A 17,650-nucleotide genomic window follows, 5' to 3' on the forward strand; every position below is an offset into this window, starting at 1 on the left:
GTGCCCAAGCGCGACGACATCACCTCCGTCCTGGTCATCGGATCGGGCCCCATCGTCATCGGCCAGGCCTGCGAGTTCGACTACTCCGGCACCCAGGCCTGCCGCGTCCTCAAGTCCGAGGGCGTGCGCGTGGTGCTGCTCAACTCGAACCCCGCGACGATCATGACCGACCCCGAGTTTGCCGACGCGACCTACGTCGAGCCGATCACCACCGAGGTCATCGAGTCGATCATCGCCAAGGAGCGCCCCGACGCGCTGCTGCCGACCCTCGGCGGCCAGACCGCGCTCAACGCGGCCATCGCCGCAGCCGAGGCCGGGATCCTCGAGAAGTACGACGTCGAGCTCATCGGCGCCAACCTCGAGGCCATCAACCTGGGCGAGAACCGCGAGCTGTTCAAGGGCGTCGTCGAGCGCTGCGGTGCGGACTCCGCGGCCTCGCGCATCTGCCACACCATGGACGAGTGCCTCGCCGCGGCCGAAGAGCTCAACTACCCCGTCGTGGTGCGCCCCTCGTTCACCATGGGTGGCCTCGGCTCGGGCTTCGCCTACGACGAGGAGGACCTGCGTCGCATCGCCGGAGCCGGCCTGCACTACTCGCCGACCACCGAGGTGCTCCTCGAGGAGTCCATCCTGGGGTGGAAGGAGTTCGAGCTCGAGCTCATGCGTGACCGCAACGACAACGTCGTGGTCGTGTGCTCGATCGAGAACGTGGACCCCGTGGGCGTCCACACCGGCGACTCCGTCACCGTCGCCCCCGCGATGACCCTGACGGACCGCGAGTACCAGCGCATGCGCGACGTCGGCATCGCGATCATCCGCGAGGTGGGCGTCGACACCGGCGGCTGCAACGTGCAGTTCGCCGTCGAGCCCGACACCGGGCGCCTCATCGTCATCGAGATGAACCCGCGCGTGTCGCGGTCCTCCGCGCTCGCCTCGAAGGCCACGGGCTTCCCGATCGCCAAGATCGCCGCGAAGCTCGCCCTGGGGTACACGCTCGACGAGATCCCCAACGACATCACGGGCTCGACGCCCGCGAGCTTCGAGCCCACGCTCGACTACGTCGTCGTGAAGGTGCCGCGCTTCGCGTTCGAGAAGTTCCCGGCCGCCGACCCGGTCCTCACCACCACCATGAAGTCCGTGGGCGAGGCCATGAGCATCGGCCGGTCCTTCACCGAGGCGCTCGGCAAGGCGCTGCGCTCGATCGACAAGCGCTCCGCCAACTTCCACTGGGAGGGCGAGGCGCCGTCGGGGGAGCAGATCGACGAGCTCCTGCAGGCCATCACCGTCCCCACGGAGAAGCGCTTCATCCAGGTGCAGCAGCTGCTGCGCGCGGTCCTCGCCGGCGACACGACGCTCGAGGCGATCTTCGACGCCTGCAAGATCGACCCCTGGTTCCTCGACCAGATGCTGCTGATGAACGAGGTGGCCCTGGCCACCGCATCGGCCCCCAAGCTCACCGCCGAGGTGCTGCGGGAGGCAAAGCGCCACGGCCTCGCCGACGCCCAGATCGCGGACCTGCGCCACTTGCCCGTCGAGGACGTGTACGCCGCCCGCGCCGAGTTGGGCGTCCTGCCCGTCTACAAGACGGTCGACACCTGCGCCGCCGAGTTCGAGGCCCGCACGCCGTACCACTACAGCTCGTACGACGCGGAGACCGAGGTCGCCCCGCGCGACCGCGAGGCCGTCCTCATCCTCGGCTCGGGCCCCAACCGCATCGGCCAGGGCATCGAGTTCGACTACTCGTGCGTGCACGCCGCGCTGTCGCTCAAGGACCGCTACGAGACCGTCATGGTCAACTGCAACCCCGAGACGGTCTCGACCGACTACGACACCGCGAACCGCCTGTACTTCGAGCCCCTGACGTTCGAGGACGTCATGGCGGTCTACGAGGCGGAGAAGGCCGCGGGCCCGGTGAAGGGCATGTTCGTCCAGCTGGGTGGGCAGACCCCCCTGAGCCTCGCGAAGCGCCTCGCCGATGCGGGCGTGCCGATCCTCGGCACCTCGCCCGAGGCGATCGACAACGCCGAGGACCGCGCCGCCTTCGGACGCGTGCTCGAGGAGGCCGGCGTGCCGGCACCCGCGTACGGCACCGCCCACGGCATCGACGAGGCCATCGACATCGCCGAGTCCATCGGCTACCCGGTGCTCGTGCGCCCGTCGTACGTGCTCGGCGGCCGCGGCATGGAGATCGTCTACGACCGCGAGCAGCTCGCCGACTACGGCACGCGCATGGCGGACATCGGCGACCACGCCACGGACGCGCCGCTGCTCATCGACCGCTTCCTCGACGACGCGATCGAGATCGACGTCGACGCCCTGTACGACGGCGAGGAGCTCTACCTCGGCGGCGTCATGGAGCACATCGAGGAGGCCGGCATCCACTCGGGCGACTCGGCCTGCGTGCTGCCCCCGGTGACGCTCTCCCTCGAGGAGCTCGAGCGGATCCGCCGCTCCACCGAGGCACTCGCGAAGGGCATCGGCGTGCGCGGGCTCATGAACGTGCAGTACGCGCTCGTGAGCGACGTGCTCTACGTGCTCGAGGCGAACCCGCGCGCGTCGCGCACGGTGCCGTTCGTGGCGAAGGCGACGGGCGTCCCGCTCGCGACCGCGGCCTCGCTGGTCATGACCGGGACCTCGATCGCGGACCTCAAGCGCGACGGCATCCTTCCCGAGATCGACGCGGCGCACATCGACATGAGCCAGCGCCTCGCGGTCAAGGAGGCGGTCCTGCCGTTCAAGCGCTTCCGCACCCACGACGGCCTCGTGGTCGACTCGGTGCTCGGCCCCGAGATGCGCTCGACCGGCGAGGTCATGGGCTTCGACGACACCTTCCCGCTCGCCTTCGCGAAGTCGCAGGCCGCGGCATTCGGCGGCCTGCCCACCGAGGGGGCGGCGTTCGTGTCCGTCGCGGACCGCGACAAGCGTTCGATCGTGTTCCCCGTCGCGCGCCTCCACGAGCTGGGCTTCGAGATCCTCGCGACCGAGGGCACCGCGCAGGTGCTCGGCCGCCACGGCATCCCCACCCGCGTGGTGCGCAAGTACTCGCAGGGCAGGGGAGCGGACGGCGAGCCCACCATCGTGGACCTCGTCAACGCGGGCGAGGTTCCGCTCGTCATCAACACGCCCTCGGGCCAGGGCGCGCGCGCCGACGGCTACGAGATCCGCGCCGCGGCCACCGCCGCCGACGCGGCCATCGTGACCACCACCCAGCAGCTCGCGGCGGCGGTGCTCGCCATCGAGGCGCGCCGCCGCGGACCCTTCGACGTCCTGAGCCTTCAGGATGCCGCCGGTGCCCGTGCGAGAAACGTCATCGCAGGTAACATGGCCTGAGAAGGCCGTACCCCAAGGAGGACCGCATGCGGTTCGGAGCCCAGCTCACGGACGCGATGGACCGGCTCGGTCCGTTGTGCGTGGGCATCGACCCTCACGCCTCGCTGCTGCAGGCGTGGGGTCTGGACGACACCCCCACGGGCCTCGCGGCCTTCGGCGAGACCGTCGTCGACGCCGCGAAGGGGACGGCCGCCGTGCTCAAGCCCAACGCCGCGTTCTTCGAGCGCCACGGCGCCAAGGGCATGGCCGCGCTCGAGTACGTGCTCGGCAAGGCGCGCGAGGCCGAGGTGCTCACCATCCTCGACGCCAAGCGCGGCGACATCGGCTCGACGATGGAGGGCTACGCGGACGCGTTCCTGCGTCCGGGCGCACCCTTCGAGTGCGACGCCCTGACCGTGTCGCCGTACCTGGGCTTCGGCTCGCTCGAGCCGGCCCTGTCGCTCGCTGCCGAGCACGGCAAGGGAGTCTTCGTGCTCGCGCTCACCTCGAACCCCGAGGGCAAGAGCGTCCAGCACGCGCGCTCCGCGGACGGCGAGCTGGTCGCCCAGTCGATGGTGCGGCAGGCGGCCGAGCGCAACGCGGGCGCGGAGCCCATGGGAGATGTGGGGCTCGTCGTCGGTGCGACGGTGGGCTCGGCGGTGTCGGATCTCGGCATCGGCCTCGAGGGTCTCAACGGCCCCATCCTTGCGCCCGGCGTGGGCGCTCAGGGCGGCACGGCGGAGGAGTTGTCCCAGGTATTCGGGAACTCTCGGCACCTCGTGCTCGTCAACCAGTCGAGGGGTGTGCTCCAGGCGGGCCCCTTCACCGAGAAGCTGCGCGGCGCCATCCAGGCGGCCGCACAAGCAGCGCAGCACGCGCTGCGGGCGTGACCCGCACGCGAGGAAGGAGGGACCGTGGCGACACCTGAACTGACCGACGAGCAGCGTGCGGCGGCCCTCGTGAAGGCGACCGCCGTGCGCAGCGCACGTCGCGTCTTCAAGGAGGAGCTGTCGCGTGGAGAGATGAGCCTTCAGGAGGCCATCTCCCGCGCCAAGGCCGACGAGGCTCTCGCCGGCATCCGCGTCCGTGATCTCCTGCAGTGCCTGCCGGGGATCGGGCCCAAGCGTGCGGAGTCCGCGATGGAGGAGATCGGCATCTCTCCCGCGCGCCGCATCCGGGGGCTGGGGACGCACCAGGTCGAGGCGCTCGTCGAGCGCGAGCATCGATGACCCGACTGGTCGTGCTCGCTGGTCCCACCGCGGTGGGCAAGGGCACTCTCGTGAGAGCCCTGCGTGAGCGCAACCCCGACATCTGGCTGTCCGTCTCCGCCACCACCCGGTCGCCGCGACCGGGGGAGGTGGATGGCGAGCACTATCACTTCGTCAGCGATGACGAGTTCTCCCGCATGATCGAGCGCGGCGACCTGCTCGAGTGGGCCACGGTCCACGGCACGCACCGCTATGGGACGCCCCGCGCGGCCGTCGAGGAGAACCTCGCCGCGGGAGTCCCGTCCCTCCTCGAGATCGACCTCCAGGGCGCGCGCCAGGTGCGCGCGGCCATGCCGGAGGCGCTCTACGTGTTCGTCGAGCCGCCGTCGATGGACGAGCTGGTCCGCCGGCTCGTCGGCCGCGGCACCGAGGACGACCTCGAGCGCGAACGTCGTCTGCGCACCGCCGAGGTCGAGATGGCGGCGTCGAAGGAGTTCGACGTCATCATCATCAACGACGACCTCGACACTGCCGTCAGCCAGCTCGAGGCGCTGGTCCTGAAGCCCGGCAAGCCGCGCGGCAATCGCGGCTGACGCGCGCCTCGCCCGCCCTCCGACGCATGCGCGGTACACTGGACGGCGGACTTTCCCCGATACGACAACTTCTGGAGTGAACCGTGGCCGGAACCGTGGCACAGCCCGAGGGCATCACCAACCCCCCGATCGACGAGCTGCTCGAGAAGGTGGACTCGAAGTACGCGCTGGTCATCTACGGCTCCAAGCGCGCCCGCCAGATCAACTCGTACTACGAGGCGCTGGGCGAGGGCCACTTCGAGAACGTGGGCCCGCTCGTCGAGGCCGACTCGACCGACAAGCCGCTGTCCGTGGCGCTGCGCGAGATCAACGAGGGCTCCCTGCTGGAGCTCGGCGACTCCGCCGAGTAACCCTCCACCCCCATGCGCGTCCTCCTGGGCGTGACCGGTGGGATCGCGGCCTACAAGGTCGCGTCCGTGCTGCGCCTGCTCGCGGAGGACGGCCATGACGTCCGGGTGCTGCCCACCGCGGCGTCCCTGAACTTCGTGGGACGCGCGACGTGGGAGGCGCTCTCGGGCAACCCCGCACCGACGGAGACGTTCGACGACGTCCCGTCGGTGCAGCACGTCCGGCTCGGGCAACGGGCCGATGCGGTGCTCGTCGCCCCCGCGACCGCCGACTTCCTCGCGCAGATGGCCGCGGGGCGCGCCACCGACCTCCTGGGCAACGCGCTGCTGGCCACCGAGGCGCCCGTCATGGTGGCGCCGGCGATGCACACCGAGATGTGGCGCGATCCGGCGACCCAGGCGAACGTCGCGACGCTGCGCGAGCGCGGCGTGCACGTCCTCGAACCGGCCGTCGGCCGGCTGACGGGCCCCGACTCCGGGCCGGGCAGGCTGCCCGACCCCGAGGACATCGTCGCAGCGCTGTACGCCCTGCTTGACGGGAGTCGCGCGGCGAACGGCGAGATCGCCACCGGCGCCGCCGCGGGCTGGGGCGACCTCGAGGGAGTGTCGCTCGTGGTCTCGGCCGGCGGGACCCGCGAGCCCATCGACGCGGTCCGCTACCTGGGCAACCGCTCGAGCGGCCATCAGGGCTTCGCCATCGCGGAGGCCGCACGGGAGCGTGGAGCGAGCGTCACCGTCGTCGCCGCCAACGTCTCGCTTCCGCTGGGGGAGGACGTCGAGCGTGTCGACGTCGAGACCGCTGCCGAGCTCGAGGAGGCTGTCACGGGCCTCGCGGGGAGCGCCGATGCGGTCGTCATGGCCGCCGCGGTCGCGGACTTCCGTCCGGCTCAGGCCAGCGACGTCAAGCTGAAGAAGTCCGGCACGGACGGCATGACGCTCGAGCTCGTCCAGACCGCCGATGTGCTCGCCGGCCTGGTCGCCGCCCGTCGCCCCGGTCAGGTGATCGTCGGGTTCGCCGCGGAGACCGGCGACGACGCGGCGAGCGTCCTCGAGCACGGCGCCGCCAAGGCCCGCCGCAAGGGCGCCGACCTGCTGGTGCTGAACGAGGTCGGCGACGGCAAGGGCTTCGGCACCGCGACCAACACGGTCACGCTGCTGTCCGCCGACGGCACCGTCGTCGGCGAGGCGAGCGGCACCAAGCTGTCGGTCGCGCACGCGGTCCTCGACCGCATCGGCGCTCTGCTGTCGCGCGACTGACCGTTCCCGGCGCCAAGCTGTCGGTCGCGCACGCGGTCCTCGACCGCATCGGCGCTCTGCTGGCGCGCCACTGACCGGTCCCCGCGCCCGCTACCCGTCGCCGGGTGCGGCAGCGTGTCAGACCGTCGTGGCGGAGCGTAAAGTCCGGCGGCGTGGAGGAGGCGCAACCCCACGTGTCGGCAGTGGCGGTGCGGACCGCATCCCTGGGGCGGGTCGCTGAGACCAGGTCAGTCGCGATCGCTCGCGAGCACGGCGGCGACGAGGTGAAGCGCCGCGTCGTACCCCTCCGTCCACTCGCTGGCTCGGGGACCCGCCACGTTGAGGATGAGCTCCGACCCGAGCCCGTCGAGCCAGGCGAGCACGCCCGGGACGTCCTCGTCCACGAGCACCGGACGCGTGAGCTCACGGGCCGATGCCACGGCGAGCGCGGTGCCGGCGGACTCGGCGCCGCCGGTGAGCACGAGCGTCGCGTGAGAGTCGCGCACGTTGAACCGGGTGCGCGTGGCGGGATCGGCGTCGACCGTGGGCTTGAGGCCGGGATAGTCGACGAGCACGCCCGGGTGGTGCGGCTTGTCCTCGGCCCAGCCCCTCGCAGGGCACCAGCCGCCGTGGATCACGCCGGCACGGATGGCCGCGTCGAGCGCTCCCCGGTCGACGCCCGTCTGGCCGCCCGAGATGATCCGCGAGACGCGTGCCATCGCCGTCTCCCTTCCCGCTTCCTGAGTGGCGGTTGAGCGCCGCCTGTTCGCGACGCTAGCAAGCAGGGCTCGACGGCGTGGGTGTCAGCAGTCCCGACTAGGCTGGCGTGCGTGACGAATCTTCGACTGTTCACCTCAGAGTCCGTGACCGAGGGCCACCCGGACAAGATCTGCGACCAGGTCTCCGACGCGATCCTCGACGAGATGCTGCGCCAGGACCCCGCCTCGCGCGTCGCGGTCGAGACGATGGTGACGACCGGGCTCGTGCACGTGGCCGGCGAGGTGACCACCGAGGCGTACGTCGACATCCCCGGCACCATCCGCGAGGTGGTGACCGGCATCGGCTACACCTCGTCGCGTGACGGCTTCGACGGCGACTCGTGCGGCGTCTCCGTGTCGATCGGCGAGCAGAGCCCCGACATCTGGCAGGGCGTCGGCCACGCGACCGACACGGACGGGTCAGAGATCGGCGCGGGCGACCAGGGCCTCATGTTCGGCTACGCGTGCTGCGACACCCCCGAGCTCATGCCTCTGCCCATCGCCATGGCGCACCGCCTCACCCAACGCCTCGCCCAGGCGCGCCGCGACGGCGCGGTCGAGGGCCTGCGCCCCGACGGCAAGGCGCAGGTGACCATTGGCTACGAAGACGACGTCGCGCGCACCGTCGACACGGTCGTGCTGTCGAGCCAGCACGCCGAGGGCATGGACATGGGCGACCTGCGCGAGGCCCTCGAGTCCGAGGTCATCGCGCCCGTGCTCGCGGGCTTCGACCTCGATGCCGGCGGCCACCGATCGCTCATCAACCCCACCGGGAAGTTCGAGATCGGCGGGCCCAAGGGCGACGCCGGCCTGACGGGACGCAAGATCATCGTCGACACCTACGGGGGCATGGCGCGCCACGGCGGCGGCGCCTTCTCGGGCAAGGATCCGTCGAAGGTGGACCGCTCGGCGGCGTACGCGATGCGGTGGGTCGCCAAGAACGTGGTCGCGGCGGGACTCGCGGACAGGTGCGAGGTGCAGGTCGCGTACGCGATCGGCACGGCGCGTCCCGTGGGGCTCTACGTCGAGACCTTCGGCACCGAGACGGTCGACCCCGCGCGGATCGTGGGCGCGATCCGCGAGACCTTCGACCTGCGCCCCGCCGCCATCATCGACGCGCTCGACCTGCGCCGTCCCATCTACCGCCAGACCGCCGCCTACGGGCACTTCGGGCGCGAGCTGGCCGACTTCACGTGGGAGCGCACCGACCGCGCGGAGGCGCTCGCCGCGGCATGCGCCTAGGACCACGGCCGTGAGCGGCGACCAGGCGCCCTCCGGAGACGCGCTGTTCGAGCTCGCACCGTCCGCCGCGGCTCCGGCCACCGACTCCGGCTCCGACCCTCGCGCCGGAGCCGGAGTCGGAGCCGAGGCGACGCGAGAGGCGCAGGCCGCTGGCGCGGTCGCGACGGTATGCATCGACAGCCCGCTGCCGCATCTCGACCGCCCGTTCGACTACATCGTGCCGAGGAAGCTCCGCGGCCAGGTGGGCGTGGGCTCGCGCGTGCGCGTGCCTTTCGCCGGCCAGCTCGTGAGCGCGATCGTCACCGAGCTCGGAACCGGCAGCGGCTTCAAGGGATCGCTGAGCGCCGTCCGTTCCGCGAGCGCGCGACCGGTGGTGAGCGCCGAGGGGATCGACCTCGCGCGTCGCGTGGCGCGGCGCTATGGCGGGTCGCTGTGGGACGTTCTGCGACTTGCGGTGCCGCCGAGGGTGGCGGCGGTCGAACGCCGCGACTGGACGGCTCGCACCGAGGACGACCGCGCAGACTACGCGGCGGCCCTCGAGGCGGCGGCCGGCTCGGGCGGCTCGGGCGGGGACATCGAGAGCGGGGGGTCCCTCGTCGGCGCGTGCGAGCGCGTCGTGTGGCAAGCGCTGCCCGAGGCGGAGCCTCGCGCGTCGGCGCCCGTGCACGCACTGGTGCGCGCCGCACTCGAGGCCGTCGTTGGGGAAGGTGGCACGGGCGCCGGTGGCACGGGTACCGGTGGCGTAAGTGCCGGTCGGACAGACGTCGCGCGTACGGAAGCGTCAGCCGCAGAAGCGCCACACGGACCGTCTGCCGCATCGGCGATCCTCGTCGTTCCCGATGCCCGCGCCATCGCGCTGGTGCTCGCGGAGCTCGAGCGGGTCGGGCTGCGGCGCTGGACGTCCCGCGGGGGAGGCCACGTCGCCGTCCTCGACCACGACGATGGGCCGTCGGCCCGCTTCGGCTCGTACCTCGCCGGGTTGCACGGTCACGCCCGCATCGTGCTGGGGACCCGGCCCACGGCGATGCAGCCCGTGCCGCGCCTGGGTCTCATCACCGTCTGGGACGAGGCGAACGGTGTGTACGAGGACCCCCACGCTCCGTACCCGCACGCGCGCACCGTGGCGGCGATGCGGGCCGAGGGCGGGTCGGCGCTACTGCTCGCCGGCTACGCCCTGAGCGCCGATGCGGTGGCGCTCACCGCGTCGGGGTGGGCGCGGCTGGCCACCGCGCCGACTGCCTCGGTACGAGACGCCGTCCCGGCCGTCGACATCGTCTCCGCCGAACGACGCGACCGCGAGGGCGGCGCCGGCTGGCACTGGATGCCCGGATCGGTGTGGCGGCGCGTCCGCGACGGCCTCGCGCGCGGCCCGGTCGGCATCGTCGTGCCGCGAGCGGGCTACGTGCGCGCCGCAGCGTGCGCCCGCTGCGACGCGTGGGCCCTGTGCCGGGAGTGCGACTCGCTGCTGATGGTCGCTGCGCACGGCACCGACCCCCGCTGCCAGGACGCCGGCCACCTCCAGCCCGACTGGCACTGTCCCGAGTGCCACGGCGCCGAGCTCAAGCAGGTGCGGCAGGGCGCCGACCGCATCGGCGAGCAGCTCGTGCGCATGCTCGGCGACGTTCCGCTCACCGTCTCGACGGCATCGGCTGGGGTGTCGGCCGACGGCGAGGTCGGCGAGGGCGTGGTCCTCGCCACTCCCGGAGCGCTGCCGGCGGTGGAGGGCGGATACGCGCACCTCGTCATCATCGATGCCGGCGTGGCCGCGAGCGCGTCGCTCGGCGGCGAGCTCAACGCTCTGCGATGGTGGCTCGGCGCGGCGTCCCTGGTGCGGTCGCGCCGCGACGGCGGCATGGTCTCCGTCGTGGGCCACCTACCTCCCGAGGTGGAGCGCGCCCTGAGCAGCTGGAGCCCCGCGGACGCCGCGACGACCGAGGTGGAGGAGCGGCGCGAGCTCGGTCTTCCACCGCATCGGCGCTACCTCGCCCTCTCGGGGGACGCCGACCTGGTGCTCCGCGCGACCGAGAGGGTGGCACTGGTGGCTCGTGACGCGCAGCGACCGCTCGAAGCAGCGGGCCCTGCGATTCCGTCCGTGACCGAAGTGCCGATCGACGGCGGCACCGGTCTGCTCGTCTCTCGCGGCGTCGCGCAGGGCGCGATCGACACCGTGCGGGCGCTGCAGCGCGAGGCATCGGCCGAGGGCAAGGAGCTGAGGATGAGGGTCGACGGACCGCTGGTCCTGCCGCGCTGAGGCGACTCGGCCTCGCCCTACGATGGACGCATGCGTCTGATCTTCGCCGGCACACCCGAGATCGCGATCCCCAGTCTCGAGGCCCTGGCCGAGCGGCACGAGATCGTGGCCGTGGTCACCCAGCCGGACGCGCGCGGCCGCCGAGGCAAGACGCTCTACCCGTCACCCGTCAAGGAGCACGCGCTCGAGCACGGGTACCCGGTCCACACCCCCGAGACGGCGAAGGATCCCGAGTTCATCGCCGCGATCGCGGACCTCGACGCCGATGCGGCCGCCGTCGTCGCGTACGGGCAGATCCTGGGTCCGCAGCTGCTCGAGGCCACCCGCCACGGCTGGGTCAACCTGCATTTCTCCCTGCTTCCCGCGTGGCGCGGCGCCGCGCCCGTCCAGCGCTCGATCATGGCTGGCGACGAGGTCACCGGAGCCTCGGCCTTCCTGCTGGACGCAGGCATGGACACCGGGCCCGTGATCGGGACGGTCACCGAGGCGATCCGCGGCTCAGACACGTCGGGCGTCCTCCTGGAGCGGCTGGCAACCATTGGCGCGCCGCTCCTGGTGCAGGCGATCGAGGCGCTCGGGGCCGGCGCAGCCTCGCCGGTCGCGCAGCCCGCAGACGGCGTGAGCCACGCCGCGAAGCTCAGCCGGGAGGACGCGTACGTGCGGTGGGACCGGCCGGCGCACGTCGTCGACCGTCAGATCCGCGGCTGCACGCCGGCTCCAGGCGCGTGGACCACGCTGCCCGACGGGTCGCCCCTCAAGCTCGGACCGGTAAAGGTGCGCGCCGACCTGCCGGCGACCGTGCCTGGCCAACTCGCGCAGCACGGCGACGCCGTGACCGTGGGCACGGGCGGGCACCCCGTGCAGCTGTCGTGGGTCCAGCCGGCCGGCAAGGGACAGACGGCGGTCGACGCCTGGTGGCGCGGCGCGCGCCTGGGCAGCGACGCGATTCTGGGAGAGGCATGAGCAAGAAGCAGCGGCCGCGGAAGCCCACCGGTGGTGCCGGGCGGGGCGGCGTCCACGGCAAAGGCGGTTCGGGCGGGGGCCGTCCCTCGCCGGCTCGCGAGGCTGCCTTCACGTGCATCGAGTCCGTGGTCTACGACTCGGCGTACGCGAACCTCGTGATGCCCGACATCGTCGCGAAGGCGGGCCTCGACGGCCGTGACGCGGGCTTCGCCACCGAGCTCGCCTACGGCGCCCTGAGGATGGAGCGCCTGTACGACGCCATCATCGCCTCGGCCGCGCGCCGCCCCGCCGAGTCGGTCGACAACTCGGTGCGCATCTGCCTGTGGCTGGGCATCCACCAGGCCCTCGCCATGCGCGTCCCCGCGCACGCAGCCGTGTCCGAGACCGTGGATCAGACCCGCCGTCACGCCGGCGCCGGGGCAGCCAAGTTCGCCAATGCCATCATGCGGCGCGTCACCGAGAAGGAGCGGGACGCGTGGCTCGCGACCGTCGCCGCCGGCACTTCACGCGAGGCGATGGGCGTGCGGCACTCGCACCCCGACTGGGTGGTGGCGGAGCTCGAGCGCGCCCTCGAATTGGACGGCCGAGCTGGCCAGATCGAGCAGCTCCTGGCCTCGGACAACGAGCCCGCGAAGGTGACGCTCGTGGCGCGGCCGGGGCTCGCCGACCGCGATGCGCTCGCCGCCGAGGTGGACGGCACTCCGGGCGAGCACTCGCCGTGGGCCGTCACCCTCGCCGGCGGCCGCCCGGGAGCCATCGCCGCGGTGTCCGACGGGATGGCGGCGGTGCAGGACGAAGGCAGCCAGATCGTCGCAGGCGCCCTCGCCGCGGCGCGCGACATCGTGCCGGGGGAGCGGTGGCTCGACATGTGTTCCGGGCCCGGCGGCAAGGCGGCGCTGCTCGGCGCCATCGCGGCGGAGAATGGCGGGTTCCTCGATGCGCTCGAGCTCCACCGCCACCGCGCCGACCTGGTGCGCCGCTCGGTGCGCGCGATCCCCGACGGAGTCGTCACCGTGCACGAGGCCGACGCCACGCGGTGGGGCGACGAGGGCACCTACGACCGCATCGTCCTCGACGCACCCTGCACAGGGCTCGGCGCGCTGCGACGCCGTCCCGAGGCGCGGTGGCGTCGCGAACCGGCGGACGTGCCGGACCTCGTCGCCCTGCAGCGCGACCTGCTCGCGCGCGCGGCGACGCTGCTCGCCCCCGGCGGAGTTCTGGCGTACATCACCTGCTCGCCCGTCGTCGAGGAGACGCGAGAAGTCGTGGCGGGATCGGACCTCGTCACGCTGGATGCGCGCAAGGCGGTCGCGGCCGTGACCGGCACCGGGCCCGAGGCGTGGGGCAAGGGTCCGCACGTGCAGTTGTGGCCGCACGTCCACGGCACCGATGCGATGTTCCTCGCGCTTCTCGAGCGGCCGGCCTGACGGGCGTCACCTCCGCTGCAGTCAGGTACTCGCCGCGCCACTAGGCGCGGCGGTCGCCAGCCGGTGCGACGGCGCTGGGTGTCACGTTCGCGGCTAGGCTCGACGCCATGGGCATCCAGATCGCACCCAGCATCCTGTCGGCCGACTTCGCGAACCTCGAGCGGGACATCCTGGCCGTCGAGAACGCGGACTGGCTGCACGTCGACGTCATGGACGCGCACTTCGTGCCCAACCTCACGTTGGGGTTGCCCGTCGTGGAGCGCATCGCGCAGGTCGCGCCGATGCCCATCGACACGCACCTCATGATCGAGGACCCCGACCACTGGGCACCCCGCTACGCCGAGGCGGGCGCCTCGTCGGTGACCTTCCACCTGGAGGCCGCGGAGAACCCCGTGGCGATCGCGCGAGACCTGCGCCGTCTCGGCGCGCGCGCGAGCGTCGCGATCAAGCCAGGCACGCCCGTCGACTCGCTACTCGACGTGCTCACGGAGTTCGACATGGTGCTCGTGATGACGGTCGAGCCCGGGTTCGGCGGTCAGGCCTTCATGCCCGACATGATGCCCAAGCTGCGCTCGCTGCGTGCCCGGGCAGACGAGCTCGGCCACGACCTGTGGCTGCAGGCCGACGGCGGCGTCGCGCGCGACACCATCGCGGAGGTCGCCGCGGCGGGCTGCGACGTGTTCGTGGCCGGCTCGGCCGTCTACGGCGCTGCGGATCGGCACGCCGAGATCGAGGCGCTGCGGTCGATCGCGCGCGAGGCGCGCACCGATGCCTGACGACGCACGCGCGCGAGCACGCGACGACGCCCCCGGGGCCGTCACGGAGGCGTCTCCGGGTCCGCTCACCGCCGCGGAGGGCATGGACCGCGCCGTGGCGCTCGCTCGCCGCGGGCCCGCGTACGGACCCAACCCCCGCGTGGGCTGCGTGCTGCTGGCCGCGGACGGCACCGTGCTCGGGGAGGGATGGCACCGGGGAGCCGGAACGCCGCACGCCGAGGTCGCAGCCATCGCCGATGCCGCCGCCCGCGGCAGCGACATCGCCGGTGCCACCGCGGTCGTCACCCTGGAGCCGTGCGCGCACACGGGACGCACCGGGCCCTGCGTGGACGCGCTGACCCAAGCGAGCATCGGCACCGTCGTGTACGCCGTCGCCGACCCCGGTGACGCCTCGAGCGGCGGCGGCGAGGTGCTGCGGGGGCGAGGGATCCGCGCCACCCTCGTGCCCCACGAGGGCGCCCACGCGCTCAACCGACGGTGGCTCGCCGCCATGAGGGCGCATCGTCCCTACGTCATCGCGAAGTGGGCGTCCACCCTCGACGGGCGCATGGCCGCCGCCGACGGCACCTCGTTCTGGATCACCGGCGAGGAGGCCCGCGAGCACGCCCACCGCGTGCGCGCGAGCGTCGACGCCATCGCGGTCGGCACTGGAACCGTCATGATCGACGACCCGTCGCTCACCGCACGTCCGGGTGGAAAGCAGGCGGATCACCAGCCGCTGCGCGTCGTGGTCGGCCACACCGACACCACGGGCAAGCGGGTCTGGGAGGGCGGGGGAGCGGTCGCGATCGACTCCCGCGATCCGCACGAGATCCTGGCCCAGCTGTGGGCGCGCGAGGTGCGCACGCTCATCGTCGAGGGCGGGCCGACGCTGCTCAGCGCGTTCCTGCGTGCCGGCCTCGTGGACGAGCTCAACGCGTACATCGCTCCGGCGCTACTCGGGGCGGGGCCGAGCGTGGTCGACGATCTGGGAATCGGAACCATGGCGGATTCGTTGAGAGGTCAAGCAGTGACATCCGAGCGTCTGGGCGCGGATACCCTTGTCACCGCGCTGCTGACGGAAGGAGTCTGAGTGTTCACCGGCATCGTCGAGGCCGTCGGCATCATCGAAGAGGTGGTCGACGACGGCGCTCGCTCGCGTCTGACCATCCGCTCGGAGGGCTACGGGGGCGACCTCGTGCACGGCGAGTCCATCGCCGTCGACGGCGTCTGCCTCACCGTCGCAGGTCAGGGCGAGGGCACCTGGGACGCCGACGTCATGCGCATCACGCGCAAGACCACCACGCTCGGCGAGGTGCAGCCCGGCCGCACCGTCAACCTCGAGCGCGCGCTGCGCGCAGACGGCCGCCTGGGCGGGCACATCATGCAGGGCCATGTTGATGGCCAGGCTGAGCTGGTCGCCCGCGACTCGCAGGCCGAGTGGGACGACTTCACCTTCGCCCTGCCCGCCGACCTCGTGCGCTACGTCGTGCCCAAGGGTTCGATCGCGCTCAATGGGGTGTCGCTCACCGTCGCGGCGCTCGAGGGCTCCCACGCGACCGTGTCGCTCATCCCGTCCACGCTGTCTGACACCACGCTCGGCGCGCTCGCGCTGGGCGACCTCGTCAACGTCGAGGTCGACGTGATGGGCAAGTACGTCGAGTCGATGCTGGCGGCGCGCTCATGACCGCCGCGCTCGTGGAGCTCGTCGAGCGGGCGCTCGAGGACCTGCGCGCGGGCAAGCCCGTGCTCGTCGCGGACTCGCACCACCGCGAGAACGAGGCCGACTTCATCATGGCCGCCCAGACCACGACCACGGAGTGGGTCGCGTGGGGCATCCGGCACTCGTCCGGCTACCTCTGCGCGCCCATGACCGGCCCTCGTGCGGACGCCCTCAACCTCCCGCTCATGGTGCCCAACAGCCAGGACCCGCGCCGCACCGCGTACACCGTGTCCGTCGACGCGACCACCGGCATCACCACAGGCATCTCCGCCGCCGACCGTCACCGCACCCTCCAGGTGCTCGCCGACCCAGAGGCGACCGCCGACGACGTCATCCGTCCGGGCCACGTGCTGCCGCTGCGCGCCGTCGCCGGGGGAGTGCTGCACCGGCCCGGGCACACCGAGGCCGCCGTCGACCTGTGCCGCCTGGCCGGGCTCGAGCCCGTCGGCGTCATCGCCGAGCTGGTCAACGACGACGGCACCATGATGCGCACCGGCGACGCGACTGACGTCGCGAACCGGGAGGGCCTCGTGTTCCTCACGATCGCCGACCTCATCGCGTACCGCCGCCACGTGGACGACCAGCCCGCGCCCATCGAGCCCGCGCCGCACCGCGTGGAGTTCTCGGGGGAGGCGCGCCTGCCCACCCGCCACGGCGAGGTCACCATCAAGGCCTTCCGCGACGCGCGCACCGGCGACGAGCACGTGGCGCTCACCGCGCCGGTGCCCGCCGGAGCCACGCCGGTGGTGCGCGTGCACTCCGAGTGCCTCACGGGCGACGCCTTCGGATCGCTCCGGTGCGACTGCGGCCCGCAGCTCGACGCGGCCATCGGGCGCGTCGCCGCGGAGGGTGGCGCGGTCGTGTACCTGCGGGGTCACGAGGGCCGCGGCATCGGCATCCTCGGCAAGGTCCAGGCCTACGCGCTGCAGGACGCCGGCCGCGACACGGTCGACGCCAACACCGACCTCGGCTTCCCGGTCGACCGCCGCGAGTACGGCGCGGCCGCCGCGATCCTTCACGCCCTCGACATGACGGAGGTGCGGCTCATGACCAACAACCCGTCGAAGGTCGAGGCCATGCGCGCCTCGGGCATCGAGGTCTCGGAGCGCATCCCGCATCACTACGGGGAGCACCCCGAGAACGCCGAGTACCTGCGCACTAAGATCGAGCGCATGGGACACCTGCTGGGAGACAACGCGTGAGCGGCGCCGGAGCGCCTCAGATGGAGGTCGACGGCCGCGGGCTGACCGTCGAGATCGTCGCCAGCCAGTGGCACACCGACGTCATGGACGGCCTCGTCGCGGGCGCGGTCCGCGCCGCGCAGGCCTCCGGCGCGCGCTACCGCGTCACCCGGGTCGCGGGCGCCTTCGAGCTCACCGTCGTCGCCGAGCGGCTCGCCCGCAAGGGCGCCGATGCGATCGTCGCCCTCGGCGTGGTCGTGCAGGGGGAGACGCCCCACTTCGAGTACGTGTGCCAGTCGGTCACGCTGGGCCTCACCGAGGTCGCCCGTCAGCACGCTGTGCCGGTCGGCTTCGGCGTCCTCACGGTCGACGACGTCCAGCAGGCGCTCGACCGCGCGGGCCTCGAGGGCTCCAAGGAGGACAAGGGCGCCGAGGCCGTCGAGGCCGCCCTGTCCACGGCCCTCACGCTCGCCTCGATCGCCTGACCGGGCCCGCAAGGCCCGACCCGGCGCCGCCGGAAGGGCGACGACACGTCGCGGCCCCGGCGAGCGCATCGGCCCTCCGCCGTCCTGGCGGTCGACTCTGGCTGGTGGTGCGTCCGAGAACAGCCTGTTGGATCGATGCGGGAGGAACGGGGAGTCCCGGTCCTCCCGTGTC

Annotated in this window: 16 protein-coding genes; 15 read left to right on the forward strand and 1 reads right to left on the reverse strand. The window is 72.5% G+C overall.

The window, feature by feature from the left end:
* From carB to coaBC, 6 genes are all read left to right on the forward strand, one after another.
* The gene (gene carB / locus B7K25_RS01900; protein WP_084103695.1) at positions 1 to 3,330 is read left to right on the forward strand and encodes a carbamoyl-phosphate synthase large subunit; all 3,330 of its coding nucleotides are present in this window, start codon (positions 1 to 3) and stop codon (positions 3,328 to 3,330) included.
* Positions 3,331 to 3,356: 26 nt separating this feature from the next.
* Complete coding sequence (gene pyrF / locus B7K25_RS01905) at positions 3,357 to 4,199, forward strand: orotidine-5'-phosphate decarboxylase (protein ID WP_084103697.1); 843 nt, start codon at positions 3,357 to 3,359, stop codon at positions 4,197 to 4,199.
* Positions 4,200 to 4,223: 24 nt separating this feature from the next.
* A complete protein-coding gene (mihF, locus tag B7K25_RS01910; RefSeq protein ID WP_084103699.1) occupies positions 4,224 to 4,538 on the forward strand; it encodes an integration host factor, actinobacterial type in 315 nt (104 codons plus the stop codon).
* The gene (gmk, locus tag B7K25_RS01915; RefSeq protein ID WP_084103701.1) at positions 4,535 to 5,110 is read left to right on the forward strand and encodes a guanylate kinase; all 576 of its coding nucleotides are present in this window, start codon (positions 4,535 to 4,537) and stop codon (positions 5,108 to 5,110) included. Before mihF ends, gmk begins: the two co-directional genes overlap by 4 nt.
* Positions 5,111 to 5,193: 83 nt before the next feature.
* Entirely contained in the window at positions 5,194 to 5,460 is a 267-nt protein-coding gene (gene rpoZ, locus B7K25_RS01920; protein WP_084103703.1) for a DNA-directed RNA polymerase subunit omega, read from the forward strand.
* A 12-nt stretch (positions 5,461 to 5,472) separates the two neighbouring features.
* Entirely contained in the window at positions 5,473 to 6,714 is a 1,242-nt protein-coding gene (gene coaBC, locus B7K25_RS01925) for a bifunctional phosphopantothenoylcysteine decarboxylase/phosphopantothenate--cysteine ligase CoaBC (protein WP_084103705.1), read from the forward strand.
* A gap of 227 nt (positions 6,715 to 6,941) precedes the next feature.
* Here coaBC and B7K25_RS01930 read toward each other — a convergent pair whose 3' ends face one another.
* Positions 6,942 to 7,412 carry a YpsA SLOG family protein gene (locus B7K25_RS01930; protein ID WP_084103707.1) on the reverse strand — a complete coding sequence of 157 codons (471 nt, stop codon included), beginning with the start codon at positions 7,410 to 7,412 and terminating at the stop codon, positions 6,942 to 6,944.
* A 111-nt stretch (positions 7,413 to 7,523) separates the two neighbouring features.
* Between B7K25_RS01930 and metK the strand changes: the two genes are divergently transcribed.
* The 9 genes from metK to ribH all read left to right on the forward strand — a co-directional run bounded on the left by metK (position 7,524) and on the right by ribH (position 17,478).
* Positions 7,524 to 8,693, forward strand: coding sequence for a methionine adenosyltransferase (gene metK / locus B7K25_RS01935; RefSeq protein WP_084103709.1), 1,170 nt, complete (start codon positions 7,524 to 7,526; stop codon positions 8,691 to 8,693).
* Between the two features lie 10 nt (positions 8,694 to 8,703).
* Positions 8,704 to 10,944 carry a hypothetical protein gene (locus B7K25_RS01940; protein ID WP_084103711.1) on the forward strand — a complete coding sequence of 747 codons (2,241 nt, stop codon included), beginning with the start codon at positions 8,704 to 8,706 and terminating at the stop codon, positions 10,942 to 10,944.
* Positions 10,945 to 10,974: 30 nt separating this feature from the next.
* The gene (fmt, locus tag B7K25_RS01945; protein ID WP_084103713.1) at positions 10,975 to 11,907 is read left to right on the forward strand and encodes a methionyl-tRNA formyltransferase; all 933 of its coding nucleotides are present in this window, start codon (positions 10,975 to 10,977) and stop codon (positions 11,905 to 11,907) included.
* Positions 11,904 to 13,334, forward strand: a complete 1,431-nt coding sequence (locus B7K25_RS01950) for an RsmB/NOP family class I SAM-dependent RNA methyltransferase (protein ID WP_084103715.1) — start codon at positions 11,904 to 11,906, stop codon at positions 13,332 to 13,334. The genes fmt and B7K25_RS01950 overlap by 4 nt, the downstream gene beginning before the upstream one ends.
* Before the next feature lie 107 nt (positions 13,335 to 13,441).
* Complete coding sequence (gene rpe / locus B7K25_RS01955; protein ID WP_084103717.1) at positions 13,442 to 14,110, forward strand: ribulose-phosphate 3-epimerase; 669 nt, start codon at positions 13,442 to 13,444, stop codon at positions 14,108 to 14,110.
* Complete coding sequence (gene ribD, locus B7K25_RS01960; protein ID WP_084103719.1) at positions 14,103 to 15,182, forward strand: bifunctional diaminohydroxyphosphoribosylaminopyrimidine deaminase/5-amino-6-(5-phosphoribosylamino)uracil reductase RibD; 1,080 nt, start codon at positions 14,103 to 14,105, stop codon at positions 15,180 to 15,182. The genes rpe and ribD overlap by 8 nt, the downstream gene beginning before the upstream one ends.
* Positions 15,183 to 15,776 (forward strand): riboflavin synthase, encoded by a 594-nt coding sequence (locus tag B7K25_RS01965; RefSeq protein WP_084103721.1) that lies wholly within the window; start codon positions 15,183 to 15,185, stop codon positions 15,774 to 15,776.
* Positions 15,773 to 17,014: a GTP cyclohydrolase II gene (ribA, locus tag B7K25_RS01970; RefSeq protein ID WP_084103723.1), complete on the forward strand. Its 1,242-nt coding sequence runs from the start codon at positions 15,773 to 15,775 to the stop codon at positions 17,012 to 17,014. Before B7K25_RS01965 ends, ribA begins: the two co-directional genes overlap by 4 nt.
* Positions 17,011 to 17,478, forward strand: a complete 468-nt coding sequence (gene ribH / locus B7K25_RS01975; protein ID WP_084103725.1) for a 6,7-dimethyl-8-ribityllumazine synthase — start codon at positions 17,011 to 17,013, stop codon at positions 17,476 to 17,478. Before ribA ends, ribH begins: the two co-directional genes overlap by 4 nt.
* Positions 17,479 to 17,650 lie beyond the last annotated feature (172 nt).

Origin of the sequence: Demequina sp. NBRC 110056, from assembly GCF_002090155.1 — a bacterium.
GTDB lineage: Bacteria > Actinomycetota > Actinomycetes > Actinomycetales > Demequinaceae > Demequina.